Consider the following 16,767-nt stretch of genomic DNA (forward strand, 5'->3'; position numbering starts at 1 on the left):
TTGAAATTAACTCCGTTAAATATAGTTACTTCAGGCTGCCTGGTGTTAGCACTGCTAATGTTCTTTGGCCCGGATAAAGAACTTCCTGTCCAGAAAGGAGTCAATGGGATGCTGATAGGTCTTTGTGTTTTAACTGCAATTATTGCTTTCATTTCAGATCTGATTTTCCGGAAGTTTATACCTTTGCTCAGCAAATTATGGATAGTGGAGTGTGCTTTGATTGTATTCACAGTAGTATTAATGATAATTCTGAAAGTTACTTTGGGGTAATCTTTATTACGGGGAAACAGGAAAGATCCAGTTGAAAAATTGGCGGCAATAAAAAATATAAAAAAACAAATTTATACTGATGAAAACAGCAGAAATTAAAATAACAGTTGAACTTGATGATAATAATGTTCCTGAGAACTTAATGTGGGAATCTACGGATGCGGAAACTCAGGAAAAAGTTCCTGTGAAATCTATGATGCTGGCTTTATGGGATCATAACTACAAGAATTCAATGCGTATTGATCTGTGGACTAAGGATATGCCTGTGGATGAAATGAAAAGATTCTTTTATGAAACTTTACAGACTATGGGAGATAGCTTTCTGAAAGCAACCGGTGAGAAACTGATTATTGAAGATCTGAGAGATTACTGTGCACATTTTGCTGATAAAATGGGGATAGATCCAGGGAAGTAATTCCTGGATAAAAAGCAGAAAGGTGGTATTTCAGGCCGCGTTCACCCGAAGGGGCGAACAATGCCTGAAATACCACCTTTCTGCTTTTTAACATATTCCTACGTAAACTGGATGGGGGAGGTTGTTAGTAGGGATAGTTTTTTTTTACCTTTTTTAAGGAAAACCTGTTCCCTTTTTCCAGCAGGAGCTTCGGGTGTGGATAATAGTTTTGTTCCTGAATTGCTTAATTAGCATACGATAACACTCATTTGTGTGTTATTAAAGTTAAATTGTTTGTTTTTAAATTAATCCAGGTAGCTTTATTGTCAGAGATTTAATTATATGAAACAATTTAAAGAGCAATTAGCTGTTTTAGTAAGAATTATCCAGACAGTAACCGGTCTTTTGGGGCGTATAAATATCGAAATTGCCAGTATTAATGAAAGACTTAATGAAATTGAGCTAAGACTGGATAAAGTAGAATACAGGAAGGTCCCGATCGCAGATAAGTCTGAAATAATACCCAAAGGAGAAGATGAAAGACTAAATCAGGTTGAAGACAGGTTAAATCACTTAGATGGAAGAGCGGATAAGCCGGACAAGATAACTGATGAGGCTCCGGTTAGACCTGATGTGGTTAAATATAATTCTGATGAGGTTAATAAAAAACTAGACTTTTTAATACAGGAAATTGTCAGGATGGAGGGGGTAACCCGGTATGTCGATCCGGAAGGGAATCTCAGGACAATGAATTCTTAGACCGGATGAATAGCTAATAGTTCCGGGTGTTAAACCGGAGATCCCATAGCAGAATTGCCATTGCTCAACTATTTGTCCGTGATGCAGGATTATTTGTTTATAATCTTATCTCAAATTCAGTAAATAGATGATACTTTTGTCTCTGTTTATTTAAAACATTTAATTTTTTATGAAGATTCAAGGTGTGATTGGTGTCTTATTGATGGCTGTAGGCGGAATGTGTCCGCTCGTACATGTACCTATTATTGGAAACTGGAACTATTTCGGAATAGACCAGTCCCTGGGGATTATCTTTTACGTGATAGTTGTACTGGCTTTTTTAGGCGCATTTCTGAATAAAACAGGTTTACTGCGGTTTTGCGGATGGGCTGCTATTGCGTTGGTGATTCTGACACTGGCTGCAGTCTGGTTTAAATCACATGATTACTTTAGTTTTATACATTTTAAGAAACTGATCAATCTGGCTTCAGGTATGGTGAAATATAAATGGGGATGGTTTGTCATTCTTGCGGGAGTATTGCCTTTGATTACAGTACGGAAAACAGTTCCGGTACAGCAGATCCCGGTAGTACCACTCTCAGAGGCATAGCAGAATTGCTTTCTGTCAGTAATTTTTATGTTTTAGTTTAATCCTTCAGGTCTTCACACATTCTTAATGTAAATTCTGTATATCCAACAGATTCTTGTGTTACAGGTCTGTTCTTTTATCATAGAAGTACAATATAATCAATATTTGAGCAGGAAATGGGTGTTGTCCGGTGAAAAAACAATCCATAAAATTATCTTTGTGCCGAAATGCAATTAATAAAGGAAGTTAAATATTTGATTGGGAAAGAGTTGCTGCTGGAGTGGCGCTCAAAATATGCTTTGAATGGGGTAGTACTGTATGTGGTATCTACAGTATTTGTCTGCTTTCTTTCCTTTGTATCACTCAAAGGAATAACCTGGAATGCTTTATTCTGGATTATTATGTTGTTTGCCTCTATTAATGCGGTCTCGAAAAGTTTTCTTCAGGAGAGCAAGGGGAGGCAATTGTATATATATACTATAGCGAGCCCGCTTGCGCTGATTATTTCAAAAACTATATACAATATTTTTCTCATGCTGCTGCTCACCCTGATTGCTTTAGGGTTTTATACACTGGTATTTGATTATGTCCCTGAAGATATGGGCCTGTATCTTGTGGCCACTATATTGGGAAGCCTGAGTTTTTCGACGATATTCACAATGATATCAGCAATAGCATCAAAGGCCGGTAATGGGGGGATGCTAATGGCTATCTTAAGCTTTCCGGTAATCATTCCGGTGATTACGCTGCTGATTAAGCTAAGTAAAAATGCAATCGACGGACTTGATAGAAGTGTAAGTCTTGATGAAATTGGTATTCTTTTAATTATCAATGTTCTGGTTGCTGTATTTGCATTGATGTTATTTCCGTATTTGTGGCGGGATTAGCGGAATTATAAAAATTAAAAAAATATATAAAGCTTTATTACCTTTGAACTCGCAAAATTAAAATATCGTGCTGAGTTGTGAGCTGATTAATAAGCGAGCGATCTTAAATTTAAATAAATGTATAAATCCTGGTGGAAAATTTTGGGAGCAGTACTGGTAGTTTATTCTACAGTATTCGGCTTCTTGTCTTCAGTTCCTGCTTTACCTATATTGCATCAAAGCATTAGAAATCTATATTTCCATGTACCCATGTGGTTTAGTATGATTGTGCTTTTCAGTGTATCAGTATTTCACAGTATAAAATACCTGAGCAATAATAATGAAGAGCATGACAGGAAAGCTGTACAAAGTGTTAATGCAGGTGTGATATTCGGTATTCTGGGGATCATTACAGGGGCTATCTGGGCTAAATTTACGTGGGGGCAGGCCTGGAGTTTTGATGTGAAACAAAATTTTGCAGCTATCGCACTTCTGCTGTATTTTGCATATCTGATACTTAGAAATGCAATTGATGAAGATCAGAAAAGAGCCAAAATTGCAGCTATCTATAATATTTTTGCGTTTCCCATGATGGTGGTATTACTTTTTGTATTGCCACGATTATCAGATTCTCTGCATCCGGGTAATGGTGGTAATCCAGGATTTAATGCCTATGATCTGGATAGCCATATGAGAATGGTCTTTTATCCTGCCTGTCTGGGATGGATCCTGATTGGCTACTGGATATATACTTTACTTTTCAGAGTATCTTCTTTAGAGAAAAATAAAACAGCATAATTCTATAAATAATAAATACAACGGTGTCGCCTGCCGATTTGGCCAACTCAATCAGCTAATCAGATCCACGAAGTTTTAATACGAACTGAAGATCAAAACTGGTCCCGGTTTAGCTAAAATAACAGGTGCTCCGAAAAAAATATAATCAGATGAAGAAACTAATTACTACAGTCCTGATGTTAATGGTTACCATGCAGCTTTTTGCACAGGAACAGAGTTCTGTCATTACTGATACCCTTGCCGGATCAGAGAAAATTTATGTAGTTGCTGTATGTGCAGTAGTTATTTTACTGGGACTGATCTTTTTCATGTTCTCAATTGACCGGAGATTAAAAAAACTAGAAAAAAAATCTTAAGGTAAAAATTTTATTCTAAAGCCTTTAACACAGGTTTTTGGGTGATTTTAAATGGGGTGTTTCACTTACACTAAGCAATTATTAATTTGTATTAATCGTTTTTTTTAGTGCAATTTTGCAGGTATAAGAATAAGAACATAATTCAAATTCATAAAAATCAAATAATGGCTACTACAGCAAACGAGACAAATTTTTTTACAGATGTCTGTAAAAACTTTGATAACGCAGCACAATTCACCGGTCACCCAGAGGGTTTACTATCACAAATTAAAGCTTGTAACAGTGTTTATCGTTTCCAATTCCCAATTCGCAGAGGAAATGGCTTCGAGGTAATTGATGCATGGCGTGTTGAGCACTCTCACCACATGAGTCCTACCAAAGGAGGGATTCGCTACAGTGAAATGGTTAATGAAGATGAGGTAATGGCATTGGCAGCATTAATGACTTACAAATGTGCTATCGTGAATGTTCCTTTTGGTGGTGCAAAAGGTGGTATTAAAATTACGCCAAAAAACTATACTACAGGTGAATTGGAAAATATCACCCGTCGTTATACTACTGAATTAATTAAAAAGAATTTTATCGGTCCTGGTATTGACGTTCCTGCTCCTGATTACGGATCTGGTGAACGTGAAATGAGCTGGATCGCTGATACATATATGACAATGAATCCAGGTCAGCTGGATGCTTTGGGTTGCGTAACCGGAAAGCCGATCGCTTTACACGGTATCCGCGGACGTAAAGAGGCTACTGGTCGTGGTGTTGCTTTTGCCATAAGAGAATGCGTAAGAGTAACTGAAGACATGAATAAACTAGGTTTTAAAGCTGGTTTAGAAGATAAAAGAGTTATCGTTCAGGGATTAGGAAATGTAGGGTATCACTCTGCAAAATTCCTTACTGAATTTGGTGCTACAATTGTTGGACTTTGTGAATATGAAGGTGCTATCTACAATGAGAACGGACTTAATGTTGACGAGGTGTTTGCACATCGTAAATTAACAGGTTCAATCTTAGGTTTCCCGGGAGCTAAAGAATTTAAAAATTCTATGGAAGGTCTGGAGCAGCCATGTGATATCCTTGTTCCTGCAGCTCTGGAGAATCAGATTACTGTAGAAAACATCAAAAACATCAAGGCGAAAATTATTGCTGAAGGTGCAAACGGACCATGTACTCCTGAAGCTGAAGAAATCTTCACTGAAATGGGTGGTATTATCATTCCTGATATGTACTGTAATGCTGGTGGTGTAACCGTTTCTTACTTTGAGTGGTTGAAAAACCTTTCTCACGTAGCTTTTGGCCGTATGGAAAAACGTTATGCAGAAAACTCAAACGCTAACTTAATCAATACACTGGAAAGTTTAACTGGTCAGAGCATTCCGGCTGAGCACCGTTTAATGATTGTTAAAGGTGCTTCTGAGATGGAACTGGTAAATTCAGGATTAGAAGATACTATGATTCACTCTTACCATGAAATCAGAGAGACTTTAGTAACTAAACCAGGTATCCAGACTTTAAGAACTGCTGCTTTTGTTGGTTCAATTGACAAAATTGCTGTTTCTTACATGAACTTAGGTATCTGGCCATAAGGTTCAGCTAAATAAATTATTGAATCCGCAACGTGAAAACGTTGCGGATTTTTTTATGCTCCAATATGACATTCATCTTGAAATCCCTGCACCGGTAATTTCGTATATTGGTATGGAGGAATGATTGCTGAAATCATCTGGTTATGAAAAGAGTTATATATTTCTTAATTGTCTGTTTACTGCTCGCTTCCTGTTCGGGCAGAGAGCAAAAGATATCCAGTAAAAATGGATTTGCAGTATTACCCAAACCTAATTCCGATGAAGCTGTAGCTACCTTTGCAGGTGGTTGTTTCTGGGCTATGCAGGAAAGCCTGATCCAGCTGAAAGGAGTGAATACAGTAATCAGCGGATATGCTGGCGGAACTACCGTAAATCCTACCTATGAAGATATGATGGGGCAGAATACCGGTCATGCAGAATCGGTACAGGTTTATTATAATCCGGCGCAGATTTCCTATGAACAACTGGTACATGCTTTTTTCTTTGCACATGACCCCACTCAGTTAAACAGACAGGGGCCGGATGTAGGAGATAATTACCGGTCTGTTGCTTTTTACCGGAGTACGCAGGAAAGAAAGACAATAGCTAAAGTAATGACAGAAATGCAGGCTGCCAATTACTATGCCGGTGGTTTTGTTACAGAACTGGAGCCTTTTCGGGCATTTTATCCAGCAGAAACCTCTCAGCAAGACTATTATGAACGCAATTTATGGGATCCATACATTAGAAACGTTTCTAAACCTAAAGTCATGCACGTAAGAAAAGAGCTGCCTCAACTTATTAAAAATGAATATCTTAAGTAGGTTGTTTCTCCCTGTTCAAAATATAGAGGCTGGCATTATGTCGTTTATTTGTCAGCCAACTATCAATATTTTGTCATCTAAAGTAATAGCCGGTGCCTAAAGGATATTAGGTACTTATATTTTTTATCTTTGTGTACTCTTTTAACTGGTTAGGGAAGGAGGTTCGTGTGAGCAAGCTATATCCTATTTTAAACTGGCGGAGCCGGTTTGATTTTTAACCATGAAAAAGCTTATGACACATTTTTTAATAATGTACGTCTGCGAACATCAAATTTGACAAAAAACGATATATTCTCATGAAGAAAAGTGCAATTATTGGCTTAATTACAATAGCTATCTGTGTTTGTTTCCTGGTAAGCTTAAATGCTGATACCAGTAACTATTCGACTTTTACAGAGGCGGCTAAGGACTCGAGAGAGTTTCACGTAATGGGACACTGGGCAAAAGAAAAGGGAACTTATTATGATGCTTTAAAAGATGCCAATCATTTTTCATTCTATATGAAAGATGAAAAGGGTGATGTTAAAAAAGTGATTTACAGTGGTACCAAACCACAGGATTTTGAACGTTCTGAAAAGCTTGTACTGATCGGTAAAATGAACAGTGATACTTTTTATGCTTCTAAAATATTAATGAAGTGCCCTTCTAAATATAATAACGACCTAGTAGAGATAAAGCAGGACGGACAGGTTAAACGATACAAATAATTTTAATGGACATACAATTCACAGGAGAAACCCTCCTCCCCGGCAAAGTTGGGCAGTTTTTTATTGTTTTAGCGTTTGCCGCTGCATTACTTTCAACGATTTCTTATTTCTTTGCAACCCGCAATAAAGACCTTGCTGATAAATCCTGGCAAAGGTTGGGAAGAATAGCATTCTTAATTAATCTGTTTAGTGTAATTGGAATTGGTGTAACCTTGTTTTACCTGATCCTTAATCATTATAACGAATACTATTACGTTTATTCGCACTCTTCAAAAACACTTCCTGTTTACTATATTGTTTCTGCCTTCTGGGAAGGACAGGAAGGTAGTTTCTGGCTTTGGGCATTCTGGCAGGCAATATTGGGAACTATCCTGATGTGGAAAGCGAGGACATGGGAAAACGGTGTAATGACAGTTGTCTCTTTCTCGCAGGTGTTCTTGACCTCGATGCTTTTAGGCGTTCAGATCTGGACAGAGCGTGTCGGAAGTTCTCCTTTTATCCTTTTAAGGGATGCTGTAAATCTTAAAGAAATGGCACCGGTAGTATTTGCTGATGCTGAAAACTATAAAAACTACCTGAAGTTTATTACTGATGGAAGAGGATTAAACCCACTTTTACAGAATTACTGGATGGTTATTCACCCGCCAACCCTGTTCCTTGGTTTTGCAAGTATGGTTGTTCCTTTTGCTTATGTGATTACCGGTTTATGGCAAAAAAGATATAAAGAATGGGTAAAACCTGCTATGCCATGGGCACTGTTCGCAGTAATGGTTTTAGGAACGGGAATCATCATGGGCTCTTTCTGGGCTTATGAGGCACTTAACTTTGGTGGATTCTGGGCATGGGACCCGGTTGAAAATGCATCCCTGATTCCATGGCTTACTTTAATTGGTGCTGTCCATGTGATGATTGCTTTCAAAAACACAGGGCATGCTTTTTTTACTTCAATCGCACTGGTTTTAGTAAGTTTTATCCTGGTACTATATGCTTCTTTCTTAACCAGAAGTGGTATTCTTGGAGAGACATCAGTACATTCATTCACAGATCTTGGAATGTTCGGACATCTGATTCTTTACAATGTAGTTTTCCTGGTTATTCCGGTTGTACTGATTGTTTTACGCTGGAAAGAATTACCTATTACCAATAAAGACGAAGAAACTTATTCAAGAGAATTCTGGATGTTCATCGGAGCATTGGTTGTAACAGTAGCGTGTATACAGGTAATCTTTTCTACCTCAGTTCCGGTATTTAATAAAGCATTCGGAACTAATTTTGCTCCGCCTATTGACGCGATTAAGTATTATAATCAATGGCAGGCCCCTTTTGCTATTCTGATTACGATGATTTCTGGTTTCTCCCAGTTCTTAAAATACAAACGAACCGATACCCGTAAGTTCTACAGCAGCCTGATTGCTACATTAATTATTGCTGTAGTAGTTACAGCAGGTTTTGTTTATATAACCAATGTATACAACAACCTGATCTATATTTTACTGTCGTTCAGCTGTATGTTCGCTATCCTTTCCAATGCCCGTATTCTGACACAAGGATTTAGTGGTAAAGGTAAATTAGTCGGAGCAGCTGTAGCACACATCGGATTTGCATTATTACTGGTAGGTGCACTGGTTGCTGCTGCTACAAGCAGACCTGTTTCTATCAATGCAACGAACTTTATTCCCGTAAAAGATTTCGAGAAGGTTGAAAAACCAGGTGAAAACATGGTGTTGTACAAAAATGAGCCTAAGAAAATGGGACGTTTCACTGTGACTTACACTAATGATACCACGATAGCACCTAATACTTATTACACCCTGAATTTTAAGGTGATTGATGAAAAAACAGGTAAGCTTAAAGAAGATTTTAATCTGAATCCACGTGTTCAGATCAATGAGAAAATGGGGCTGATTGCATCTCCTGATACCAAACATTATCTTACTTACGATGTGTATACACATATTACCAGTGCTCCGGATAAAAAAGAGGCACATGCAGAGAGTGATGCCCAGAGTGAAGAACAGAATTATAAAAAACCAAGAGTAGTTACCGTTAGCACAGGTGATACCTTACATACCAGCAGTGGTATTATCACGGTGAAAGATCTTAACTTCAAACCAACTGCAAAAAGTCTTGCGCTGGCTGAAGGTGATATCGCAGTAGGTCTTCCATTGGAGATCGACCTGAATGGAAAGATTTATAAAGCAGAGCCTATATTCCTGGTTAAAGGACATAATACATTTGACTTTGCCCGCAATATTCCTGAATTAGGTTTAAGACTGAGATTTACCAAGATACTTCCTGATCAGAAAAAAGTAGAACTGCAGGTATTTGAAAAACCTCAGCAGTCTAAAGACTGGGTAGTGTTTAAGTCTATTGAATTCCCTTATATCAATTTATATTGGGTAGGTTTGATTGTAATGGTGATTGGATTTGTAATTTCCATTATCAGACGACAAAAAGAAATTAAGACAGTCTGATTAGAACCTGTAAATTTAAAAGACTCTCGATGAACATTGTTTGTATAGGTTCGGGAAATGTGGCAACACATTTTGCCATTGCTTTAAAAGCGATAGGGGCAGACATTGTTCAGGTCTGGAGTCATGATGGTAAAAATGCAGAGATTCTTGCGGCTTTGACAAAGGCAGAACCAATCAGTAACTGGGACGATCTGGATCGTTCTGCTGATTGTTATCTGATTGCGGTAAAAGATGATGCAATTGCTGGAGTGGCTGCCCATTTAACAGATGTAAAAGGTGTAGTTATTCATACTTCGGGAGCAACACCTATGAGTGTACTCTCTGAAGTGAAAAGCGGGTATGGCGTTATTTATCCCCTGCAAACCTTTTCCAAATCAAAAGCTGTAGATATGACTCAGGTACCTTTGTGTATTGAGGCAGATCAGCCGCTTACTTTAGAAAAAATACAGGTAATTGCACAGTTATTGAGTCCTAAAGTTTCTGTGATTACTTCACAGCAGCGAAGTATTTTACATCTGGCAGCCGTTTTTGCCTGTAACTTCAGCAATCATCTTTATCAGTTAAGCAGCGGATTGCTGGAACAGTATAACCTTAATTTCGATTTACTAAAGCCACTGATTCTGGAGACGGCAGAGAAAGTACAGTCAAATGCACCGGCCGAAGCGCAGACAGGCCCGGCCAGCAGAGGTGATCAGAAGACCATAAAAAAACATCTGGATTTGCTGAACGGTAATCCCGATCTGCAAAAAATCTACGAAACGTTAAGTAATAGCATTAAAAAAACGCATCTATAACAGTATTGCGGTTTTTGCTGCTTATTTTTGAGACCAATTATGAATATTTATCAATTAACAGTCAATTTTGAGGAAAAGGGTAAAGCGCAGGTTCAACTACCAATTGCAGGTGGAGAATCAGTTCTGGAAGTCTGCCTGGATAATGGAATAGATCTACAACATAACTGCGGCGGTGTTTGCGGTTGCAGTACCTGTCATGTATATGTGACTAAGGGAATGGATAACATTCAGGAAATATCTGATAAAGAAGAAGACTTCATTGACCGGGCTATAAGTCCAAAAATCTCTTCCAGATTAGGTTGCCAGTGTGTAGTCATCAACGGAAATATAGAAGTTACTATCCCTAACCAATCTGAATTTTTAGGCCATTAATTAATATAAAAAAAATAGAACATGCAGGATAAGTTTGCTTTACCAATTCACTGGCAGGATCATGAAGATATCGCTCAGGAGTTATATGAAAAGTTTGGTGATGATTTTAACGAATCTAAAATCTACCGTATCAGGTTCACTGAATTGATAGACTGGGTTCTTTCATTACCTAATTTCAAAGGTACAAGAGAAGAAAGCAATGAAGGTCACCTGGAGCAAATCCAGTCTGCCTGGGTTTACGAGTGGAGAGATAATCAGGATTAAATGTTACTGCAGAAACTTAAAGGGATTACGACATTTGTCTTTGATGTCGACGGTGTTTTAACCAACGGCGATGTTATAGCTTCGGATTCCGGAGAGCTTATGCGTACTTTCAATATTAAAGACGGCTATGCTTTACAGCTGGCCGTTAAAAAAGGATATCATGTCTGTATTATTTCGGGTGGTCGTGGTCAGGCAATGGAAAAACGTTTTGAGGGTTTAGGTATTCCGGATGTGTTCCTTGGTGTTTCTGACAAAGTTGAAGTATTCAACGACTATCTGGAGATTTATAATATCAAAGCCAGGCAGGTATTATACATGGGGGATGATATTCCTGACCTGAATGTAATGAAGCTGGTGGGAATACCGACCTGTCCGGCTGATGCCTGTCCTGATATCAAAGCGATCAGCGAATACATTTCTCCTTTCAGTGGCGGGAAAACTGCAGTGAGAGATGTTATTGAAAAGGTTCTCCGGGTGCAGGAGAAATGGTTTGATGCAAACCCTTCGGCAGCTGATTCCAGTAAATAAGTTACACAACGTTTTTAAACCTTCTTTTAATTTCTGACTCTATCACTAAAAATAAAGAATAGATATGAAGAAATTATTGATGATTTGCGGAATGTTATTCAGTGTAATAACATTTGCACATGCACAAGGTGGTAATCGTGGCGGAACGCCAGAAGAAAGAGCAACCAAAGCTACTGCTCAGCTTACAGAAAAACTGACACTCACAGCTGACCAGCAAACAAAAATTCATGACATCCTTTTAGATCAGAATACCCAGATGAACAAAGCACGTGAAGAAGCGGGCGATGACAGAAAAGCAATGCGTACAAAAATGATGACGCTGATGCAGGGTAACAACGAAAAGATTAAGGCGGTATTGACTGACGATCAGAAAAAGGCCTATGAGACTTTTCTGGAAGAAAGAAGAAATGCAATGAAAAACAGAAGTGGAGGGCAGGGCGATAACAAACCTGCTGAAAACTAAGATCTGTTTGGAAATTTAACAGTTAATCTGGCTTTTCAGATTTCAGTACCATTAAATATCAAAAATAATAGAAGCGGCTTTGGGCCGCTTTTATTATTTTAGCGCAAAAAAATAAATATGTATAAGCAAACCACTCCTCTTATTCTGGCTTCTAAATCACCCCGCAGACAAGAATTGATGCAATTGATGGGACTTGACTTTAAAGTTTTATTAAAAGATGTAGATGAGAGTTATCCGGAGGATCTTACACCCGAAGCAATTGCCTGTTATATCTCAGAAAAGAAAGCAATGGCATTTGTCGAAGAGCGGTTATCAAACCTGGTCATCACAGCCGATACCATCGTAGCGTATAACGGAGAAATATTAGGTAAACCAGCAGATGCGGCACATGCCAGAGTAATGCTGGAAAAACTATCCGGAACCAGCCATCACGTCTACACAGGGGTAAGCCTGGCTTATAAAGACAAACTGAAAACCTTTGTTGACCGGACAGAAGTACGTTTCAGAGTGCTCAGTACAGAAGAAATAGAACATTATATCAATAAATACAGTCCTCTGGATAAAGCAGGATCTTATGGAATTCAGGACTGGCTTGGATTTATTGCGGTAGAGCAAATAGAAGGATCCTATACCAATGTGATGGGCTTACCTACCGAAAAACTTTATTTCGAGCTATCAAATTTCTGATCCGCGAGTATATCGTATAATACACCCATTTTTAAATCATAAGTAGATAAACTGATTGCTTTTAATCCTGTTTTACTGATAACATAATTAGTCAGGATAGCAGCGATAACGATCATATCCACTCTGAGTGGAATCAGCTTAGGCATTAATGCCCTTTCAGCATGTGTAGAAGCAATCAGTTTTTCAGAAAGACTATGATATTTATCTATGTCCAGTACTGCTGAACAGAGAGTTTTCAGATCAGCATCTTCCAGTAACATAGCTGCAAAAGTTTCAAATGCACCTGCAGAACCGATCAGTATCTGTGGCTGGTATTTCTGACAGGCTGTAATCAGGCCGGCCAGTTCTTCGTCCAGGTGATTGCTGATAGCAGTCTGCTCTTCAGTACTAATGGGGTCAGTATGAAAATAGGCCTGCAATAATCTCGCAGCACCTATATTATAACTTTTCTTCCATAGCGGCCCATCCGGATTACAGATAATAAATTCTGTACTACCGCCACCTATATCCATGATCAGTGATTGCTGACTGATCACACCTGTAGCTTTTACACCTTTAAATATATAAGCAGCTTCCTGTTCACCAGTGATTACTTTAATAGCTATACCGGCTATTTTAAGTGCAGCAGTAACAAAATCTTTTCCATTCGAGGCACTGCGTACCGCAGAAGTGGCAGTAGCCCGGACTACTTCTGCCTGATGGGAATCTATCAGCGTTTTAAAGTCCTTTAGCGCCTTTATCCCGCGCTCAAAGGCTGCAGGTATAATCATGTTCTCATTGATACGGCCCTGTCCTAATTGTACAGGCAGATTCGTTTTGTAAATGACCTGAACTCCCGCAGGAGTAAGGTCTGCTATAATCAGGTGGAAAGTATTTGTCCCTAAGTCAATAACTGCTGCTCTCATTTCTCTTCTGTGTATACCGGGTTTTGTATTAGCTGTTCTCTGCGGGTTATTAATTCTTATACGTAAACCATTTGATCATTTCTTTCAGACTGGTTTTCTTACCATACATTAATATACCTACTCTGTATATTCTGGAAGCTATCCATACCGTACCGATAAATCCAACCACTAACAGCGCCATTGATAAAGCCAGTTGCCAGTCCGGTACACCATAAGGCAACCTTACCATCATAGCTATAGGAGAAGTAAAAGGAATCATGGATAACCAGAAAGCAATAGTGCCATATGGATCATTTGTGACCACACTTAATGATAATACATAACCAAGTGTAAGCGGCATCATGACGGGCATGATAAACTGCTGTGTTTCTGTTTCACTGTCCACAGCCGAGCCGATGGCAGCATAAAGCGCACTATAGAATAAATAGCCGCCAATAAAGAAAAACAGAAAGACCAGTAAGATTTTGGTCAGGTCAAGATTAGCTATACTCTTTTGTACATAAGCAATCGGGCCATCTTCACTTACCTGTTTATCTACCGTAACAGCGGTGCCTGTTTTTGCCTTAATGACAGCGGCTGTACTTTGCTGCAGATCCTTTTTGTCTACAAATGCTTTAACCGCTACTGTAGAAATCGATGCAGACAGGATAATCCATAATACAAACTGAGTAAGTCCTACCAAAGCAATGCCGATGATCTTACCCATCATCAGTTGAAATGGTTTTACAGAAGAAATCATCACTTCAATAATTCTGCTTGTTTTCTCTTCAATAACGCCACGCATTACCTGAATACCATAGATCAGGATAAACATAAACATCAGAATACCTGCTGCTGAGCCGATAATAGTTGTTGCCCCGGCACTGGAATCCTCTTCTTTCCCGGTTTCATCTATTTTTTTGTTATCTATGTTTACCGAAGACTTTAATTTGTCCAGGTCTTCCTGTGCTATTCCGCTGGCTTTAAGTTTCTGAATTCTGATGGTATTCTCCACGTCGTCAACAACCTTACTGTTCATGGATAAGCCAGCCTGCTTATTGCCCAGAAGCTGTATTCCTGTTGGTGCATCCAGGTCAAACTCCGGCAGATAGAGAATATAGTCGAAACCATCTTTACCAAGACTTGACTTCATTTCTGCCAGTGATTTATTGACATAAACGTAAGAAGTATTTTTCGTGGAAGCCAGTTTCTCTGTCAGTGTTTTATTCTCACTGACAACTGCGATTTTGTTATTTGTGGATGAAGCTCCCTGTATAGAAAAATAGATTAGCAGACCATAAAAGGTAGCGACTACAATTGGGGTTAACAAGGTCATTACAATGAATGATTTTTTTCTGACCCTGCTTAGATATTCTCTTTGTATGATGAGTAAAATTTTGTTCATAGCACTAGTTTTTTTGTTTAACCTGGTCAATAAAAATGTCATTCATAGTAGGGATTACTTCATCCAGACGATGAATGTTCACCACCGGCAGTAATACAGACAGAAGCTGGTTAGCTGTCTTCCCTTCTATGATCTGTACCTTAAGCGTAGTTTTCCCTTTCAGTACATCTTTTTGCAGGATATCAAAGATACCGGTTGCAAGTTCAGGATTAAACTCACCGTCATATTCTACCCAGTAAGTATTGTTTCTGTATTTCTCTTTGATGTCAGAGACAGAACCGTCCAGTATTTTTTTAGAATGATGAATCAGCGCAATGCTGTCACATAACTCCTCTACAGATTCCATACGGTGCGTAGAGAAAATGAAAGTGGCACCCTGTTTATTCAGTTCCAGGATTTCGTTTTTTATAATATCAGCATTTACAGGGTCAAAGCCAGAAAATGGCTCATCCAGAATGATCAGTTCAGGTTCATGTAAAACTGTAGCCACAAACTGAACTTTTTGCTGCATACCTTTACTCAGATCCTCTACTTTTTTGTTCCACCAGCTGCCCATCTCCAGTTTTTCGAACCAGAACTTAACTCTTTTTGTAGCCTCGGCAGTACTCATCCCTTTCAGTTTGGCCAGGTACATTACCTGTTCACCAATCTCCATCTTTTTGTACAGACCACGTTCTTCAGGAAGATATCCGATCCGGGCAATGTGAGAAGCATTTAAACGCTGGCCGTTAAAGATAACCTCGCCACTATCCGGCGCAGTAATCTGGGTGATAATTCTGATCAGGGATGTTTTACCGGCACCGTTGGGTCCCAGTAAGCCGAATATCTTGCCTTGTTCTACACTCAGACTTACATTGTCCAGAGCAAGATGCGTAGCATATTGTTTAACAATATTATTTACGTTAAGCATTTGTTCTTTAAATTTAGTTTTTTAGTTAACCGTTAGACTATGATCTGACAAAATGTTACAGCCTATTGGTCTGCGGAATTCGTCAGCTTAATTAATTGTTTCGCATTAATTAATGCTGCAGTCCCCCAGGTATTGTTGAAATATACGAATACTTGTTTGTTTACTGGTAATATAGATTTAGCGAATGCCGCAATTTCCTGTTCCGGATAAAGAGATTTATACAGTACCGGTTTACCGTGAAAGCGATAGTAGACAGGATCATTAAATTGAATCACCTCATCGGGCAGGGGCGATGGATAACTTAGTCCGCTAAATGTCAGGCGGTTTTGTTTGAATTGCCTGATTACCTCATTATTCCACCAGCTGATATGTCTGAATTCGACGACATTGTTAAATGCCGGATCTAAATTTCTGATCAGCATGGAGAGTCTTTCCTCACTATAGGTAAAAGAGGGGGGAAGCTGAAATAATACACACCCCAGTTTTTCTCTGAGGCCGGCAATGATGACCTGGTAAAAATCAGCAATCAGCTCTTCAGACGCTGTAAATTTATGGTCATGGGTAATTGTCCGGGGAGCTTTGATACTGAAAAGGAAATCAGGCGGACTGCTTTCATACCAGGCAGTCAAACTTTTCTGTGAAGGTTGTTTGTAAAAAGAAGAGTTGATTTCTATCGTGTTGAAATAGCTGCAGTAATAACTGAACCATTGTTTCTGTGCCAGCCCGGCAGGATAGAAGATTTCTTTCCATTCTTTGTAATAATAACCCGAGCAGCCGATCCGCCAGTCTGTTGATTGATTTTCTTCCATATGTTTTACAAGAACAACGGTACGGGAGCAAAGTTTTGATATAAAAAAACAGGCTGCATCTATCAGATGC

General features: G+C 38.8%; 21 protein-coding genes. 17 read left to right on the top strand and 4 right to left on the bottom strand.

Going from position 1 to position 16,767, the window contains the following annotated elements; all coding sequences use genetic code 11:
• From PL_RS20845 to PL_RS20925, 17 genes are all read left to right on the top strand, one after another.
• Complete coding sequence (locus PL_RS20845; RefSeq protein WP_235324515.1) at window positions 1–270, top strand: hypothetical protein; 270 nt, start codon at window positions 1–3, stop codon at window positions 268–270.
• A 79-nt stretch (window positions 271–349) separates the two neighbouring features.
• A complete protein-coding gene (gene gldC, locus PL_RS20850) occupies window positions 350–685 on the top strand; it encodes a gliding motility protein GldC (RefSeq protein WP_041881265.1) in 336 nt (111 codons plus the stop codon).
• Window positions 686–1,006: 321 nt separating this feature from the next.
• Window positions 1,007–1,423 (top strand): hypothetical protein, encoded by a 417-nt coding sequence (locus tag PL_RS20855; RefSeq protein WP_348620289.1) that lies wholly within the window; start codon window positions 1,007–1,009, stop codon window positions 1,421–1,423.
• Between the two features lie 169 nt (window positions 1,424–1,592).
• The gene (locus tag PL_RS20860) at window positions 1,593–2,012 is read left to right on the top strand and encodes a hypothetical protein (RefSeq protein WP_348620292.1); all 420 of its coding nucleotides are present in this window, start codon (window positions 1,593–1,595) and stop codon (window positions 2,010–2,012) included.
• 206 nt (window positions 2,013–2,218) lie between these two features.
• Window positions 2,219–2,878, top strand: a complete 660-nt coding sequence (locus PL_RS20865) for a heme exporter protein CcmB (protein ID WP_041886360.1) — start codon at window positions 2,219–2,221, stop codon at window positions 2,876–2,878.
• A 117-nt stretch (window positions 2,879–2,995) separates the two neighbouring features.
• On the top strand, window positions 2,996–3,655 hold the full coding sequence (ccsA, locus tag PL_RS20870) for a cytochrome c biogenesis protein CcsA (protein WP_041886359.1): 660 nt from the start codon (window positions 2,996–2,998) through the stop codon (window positions 3,653–3,655).
• Window positions 3,656–3,804: 149 nt separating this feature from the next.
• Window positions 3,805–4,011: a CcmD family protein gene (locus PL_RS20875; protein ID WP_348620296.1), complete on the top strand. Its 207-nt coding sequence runs from the start codon at window positions 3,805–3,807 to the stop codon at window positions 4,009–4,011.
• Between the two features lie 164 nt (window positions 4,012–4,175).
• Entirely contained in the window at window positions 4,176–5,597 is a 1,422-nt protein-coding gene (locus PL_RS20880; RefSeq protein WP_041886353.1) for a Glu/Leu/Phe/Val family dehydrogenase, read from the top strand.
• Between the two features lie 143 nt (window positions 5,598–5,740).
• Window positions 5,741–6,400 carry a peptide-methionine (S)-S-oxide reductase MsrA gene (gene msrA, locus PL_RS20885; RefSeq protein ID WP_041886350.1) on the top strand — a complete coding sequence of 220 codons (660 nt, stop codon included), beginning with the start codon at window positions 5,741–5,743 and terminating at the stop codon, window positions 6,398–6,400.
• A gap of 296 nt (window positions 6,401–6,696) precedes the next feature.
• Window positions 6,697–7,107 carry a cytochrome c maturation protein CcmE gene (locus PL_RS20890; protein ID WP_041886348.1) on the top strand — a complete coding sequence of 137 codons (411 nt, stop codon included), beginning with the start codon at window positions 6,697–6,699 and terminating at the stop codon, window positions 7,105–7,107.
• Between the two features lie 5 nt (window positions 7,108–7,112).
• The gene (locus PL_RS20895; protein ID WP_041886345.1) at window positions 7,113–9,581 is read left to right on the top strand and encodes a heme lyase CcmF/NrfE family subunit; all 2,469 of its coding nucleotides are present in this window, start codon (window positions 7,113–7,115) and stop codon (window positions 9,579–9,581) included.
• A 29-nt stretch (window positions 9,582–9,610) separates the two neighbouring features.
• A complete protein-coding gene (locus PL_RS20900) occupies window positions 9,611–10,375 on the top strand; it encodes a Rossmann-like and DUF2520 domain-containing protein (RefSeq protein ID WP_041886344.1) in 765 nt (254 codons plus the stop codon).
• 39 nt (window positions 10,376–10,414) lie between these two features.
• On the top strand, window positions 10,415–10,747 hold the full coding sequence (locus PL_RS20905; RefSeq protein WP_041886343.1) for a 2Fe-2S iron-sulfur cluster-binding protein: 333 nt from the start codon (window positions 10,415–10,417) through the stop codon (window positions 10,745–10,747).
• Window positions 10,748–10,768: 21 nt separating this feature from the next.
• Entirely contained in the window at window positions 10,769–11,011 is a 243-nt protein-coding gene (gene iscX, locus PL_RS20910; RefSeq protein ID WP_041886340.1) for a Fe-S cluster assembly protein IscX, read from the top strand.
• A complete protein-coding gene (locus PL_RS20915) occupies window positions 11,012–11,539 on the top strand; it encodes a KdsC family phosphatase (protein ID WP_041886339.1) in 528 nt (175 codons plus the stop codon).
• A gap of 64 nt (window positions 11,540–11,603) precedes the next feature.
• Entirely contained in the window at window positions 11,604–12,002 is a 399-nt protein-coding gene (locus PL_RS20920) for a hypothetical protein (protein WP_041886337.1), read from the top strand.
• A 117-nt stretch (window positions 12,003–12,119) separates the two neighbouring features.
• Window positions 12,120–12,689 carry a Maf family protein gene (locus PL_RS20925; protein ID WP_041886332.1) on the top strand — a complete coding sequence of 190 codons (570 nt, stop codon included), beginning with the start codon at window positions 12,120–12,122 and terminating at the stop codon, window positions 12,687–12,689.
• On the opposite strand, the gene PL_RS20930 is transcribed toward PL_RS20925, so the two are convergent.
• The 4 genes from PL_RS20930 to PL_RS20945 all read right to left on the bottom strand — a co-directional run bounded on the left by PL_RS20930 (window position 12,665) and on the right by PL_RS20945 (window position 16,697).
• On the bottom strand, window positions 12,665–13,594 hold the full coding sequence (locus PL_RS20930) for an exopolyphosphatase (RefSeq protein ID WP_041886330.1): 930 nt from the start codon (window positions 13,592–13,594) through the stop codon (window positions 12,665–12,667). The genes PL_RS20925 and PL_RS20930 overlap by 25 nt on opposite strands.
• 49 nt (window positions 13,595–13,643) lie before the next feature.
• Complete coding sequence (locus PL_RS20935) at window positions 13,644–14,978, bottom strand: ABC transporter permease (protein WP_041886365.1); 1,335 nt, start codon at window positions 14,976–14,978, stop codon at window positions 13,644–13,646.
• Window positions 14,979–14,982: 4 nt separating this feature from the next.
• Window positions 14,983–15,888, bottom strand: a complete 906-nt coding sequence (locus tag PL_RS20940; RefSeq protein WP_041886328.1) for an ABC transporter ATP-binding protein — start codon at window positions 15,886–15,888, stop codon at window positions 14,983–14,985.
• Between the two features lie 62 nt (window positions 15,889–15,950).
• A complete protein-coding gene (locus tag PL_RS20945) occupies window positions 15,951–16,697 on the bottom strand; it encodes a DUF72 domain-containing protein (RefSeq protein WP_041886327.1) in 747 nt (248 codons plus the stop codon).
• Window positions 16,698–16,767: the final 70 nt, after the last annotated feature.

The organism is Pedobacter lusitanus, assembly GCF_040026395.1.
GTDB lineage: Bacteria > Bacteroidota > Bacteroidia > Sphingobacteriales > Sphingobacteriaceae > Pedobacter > Pedobacter lusitanus.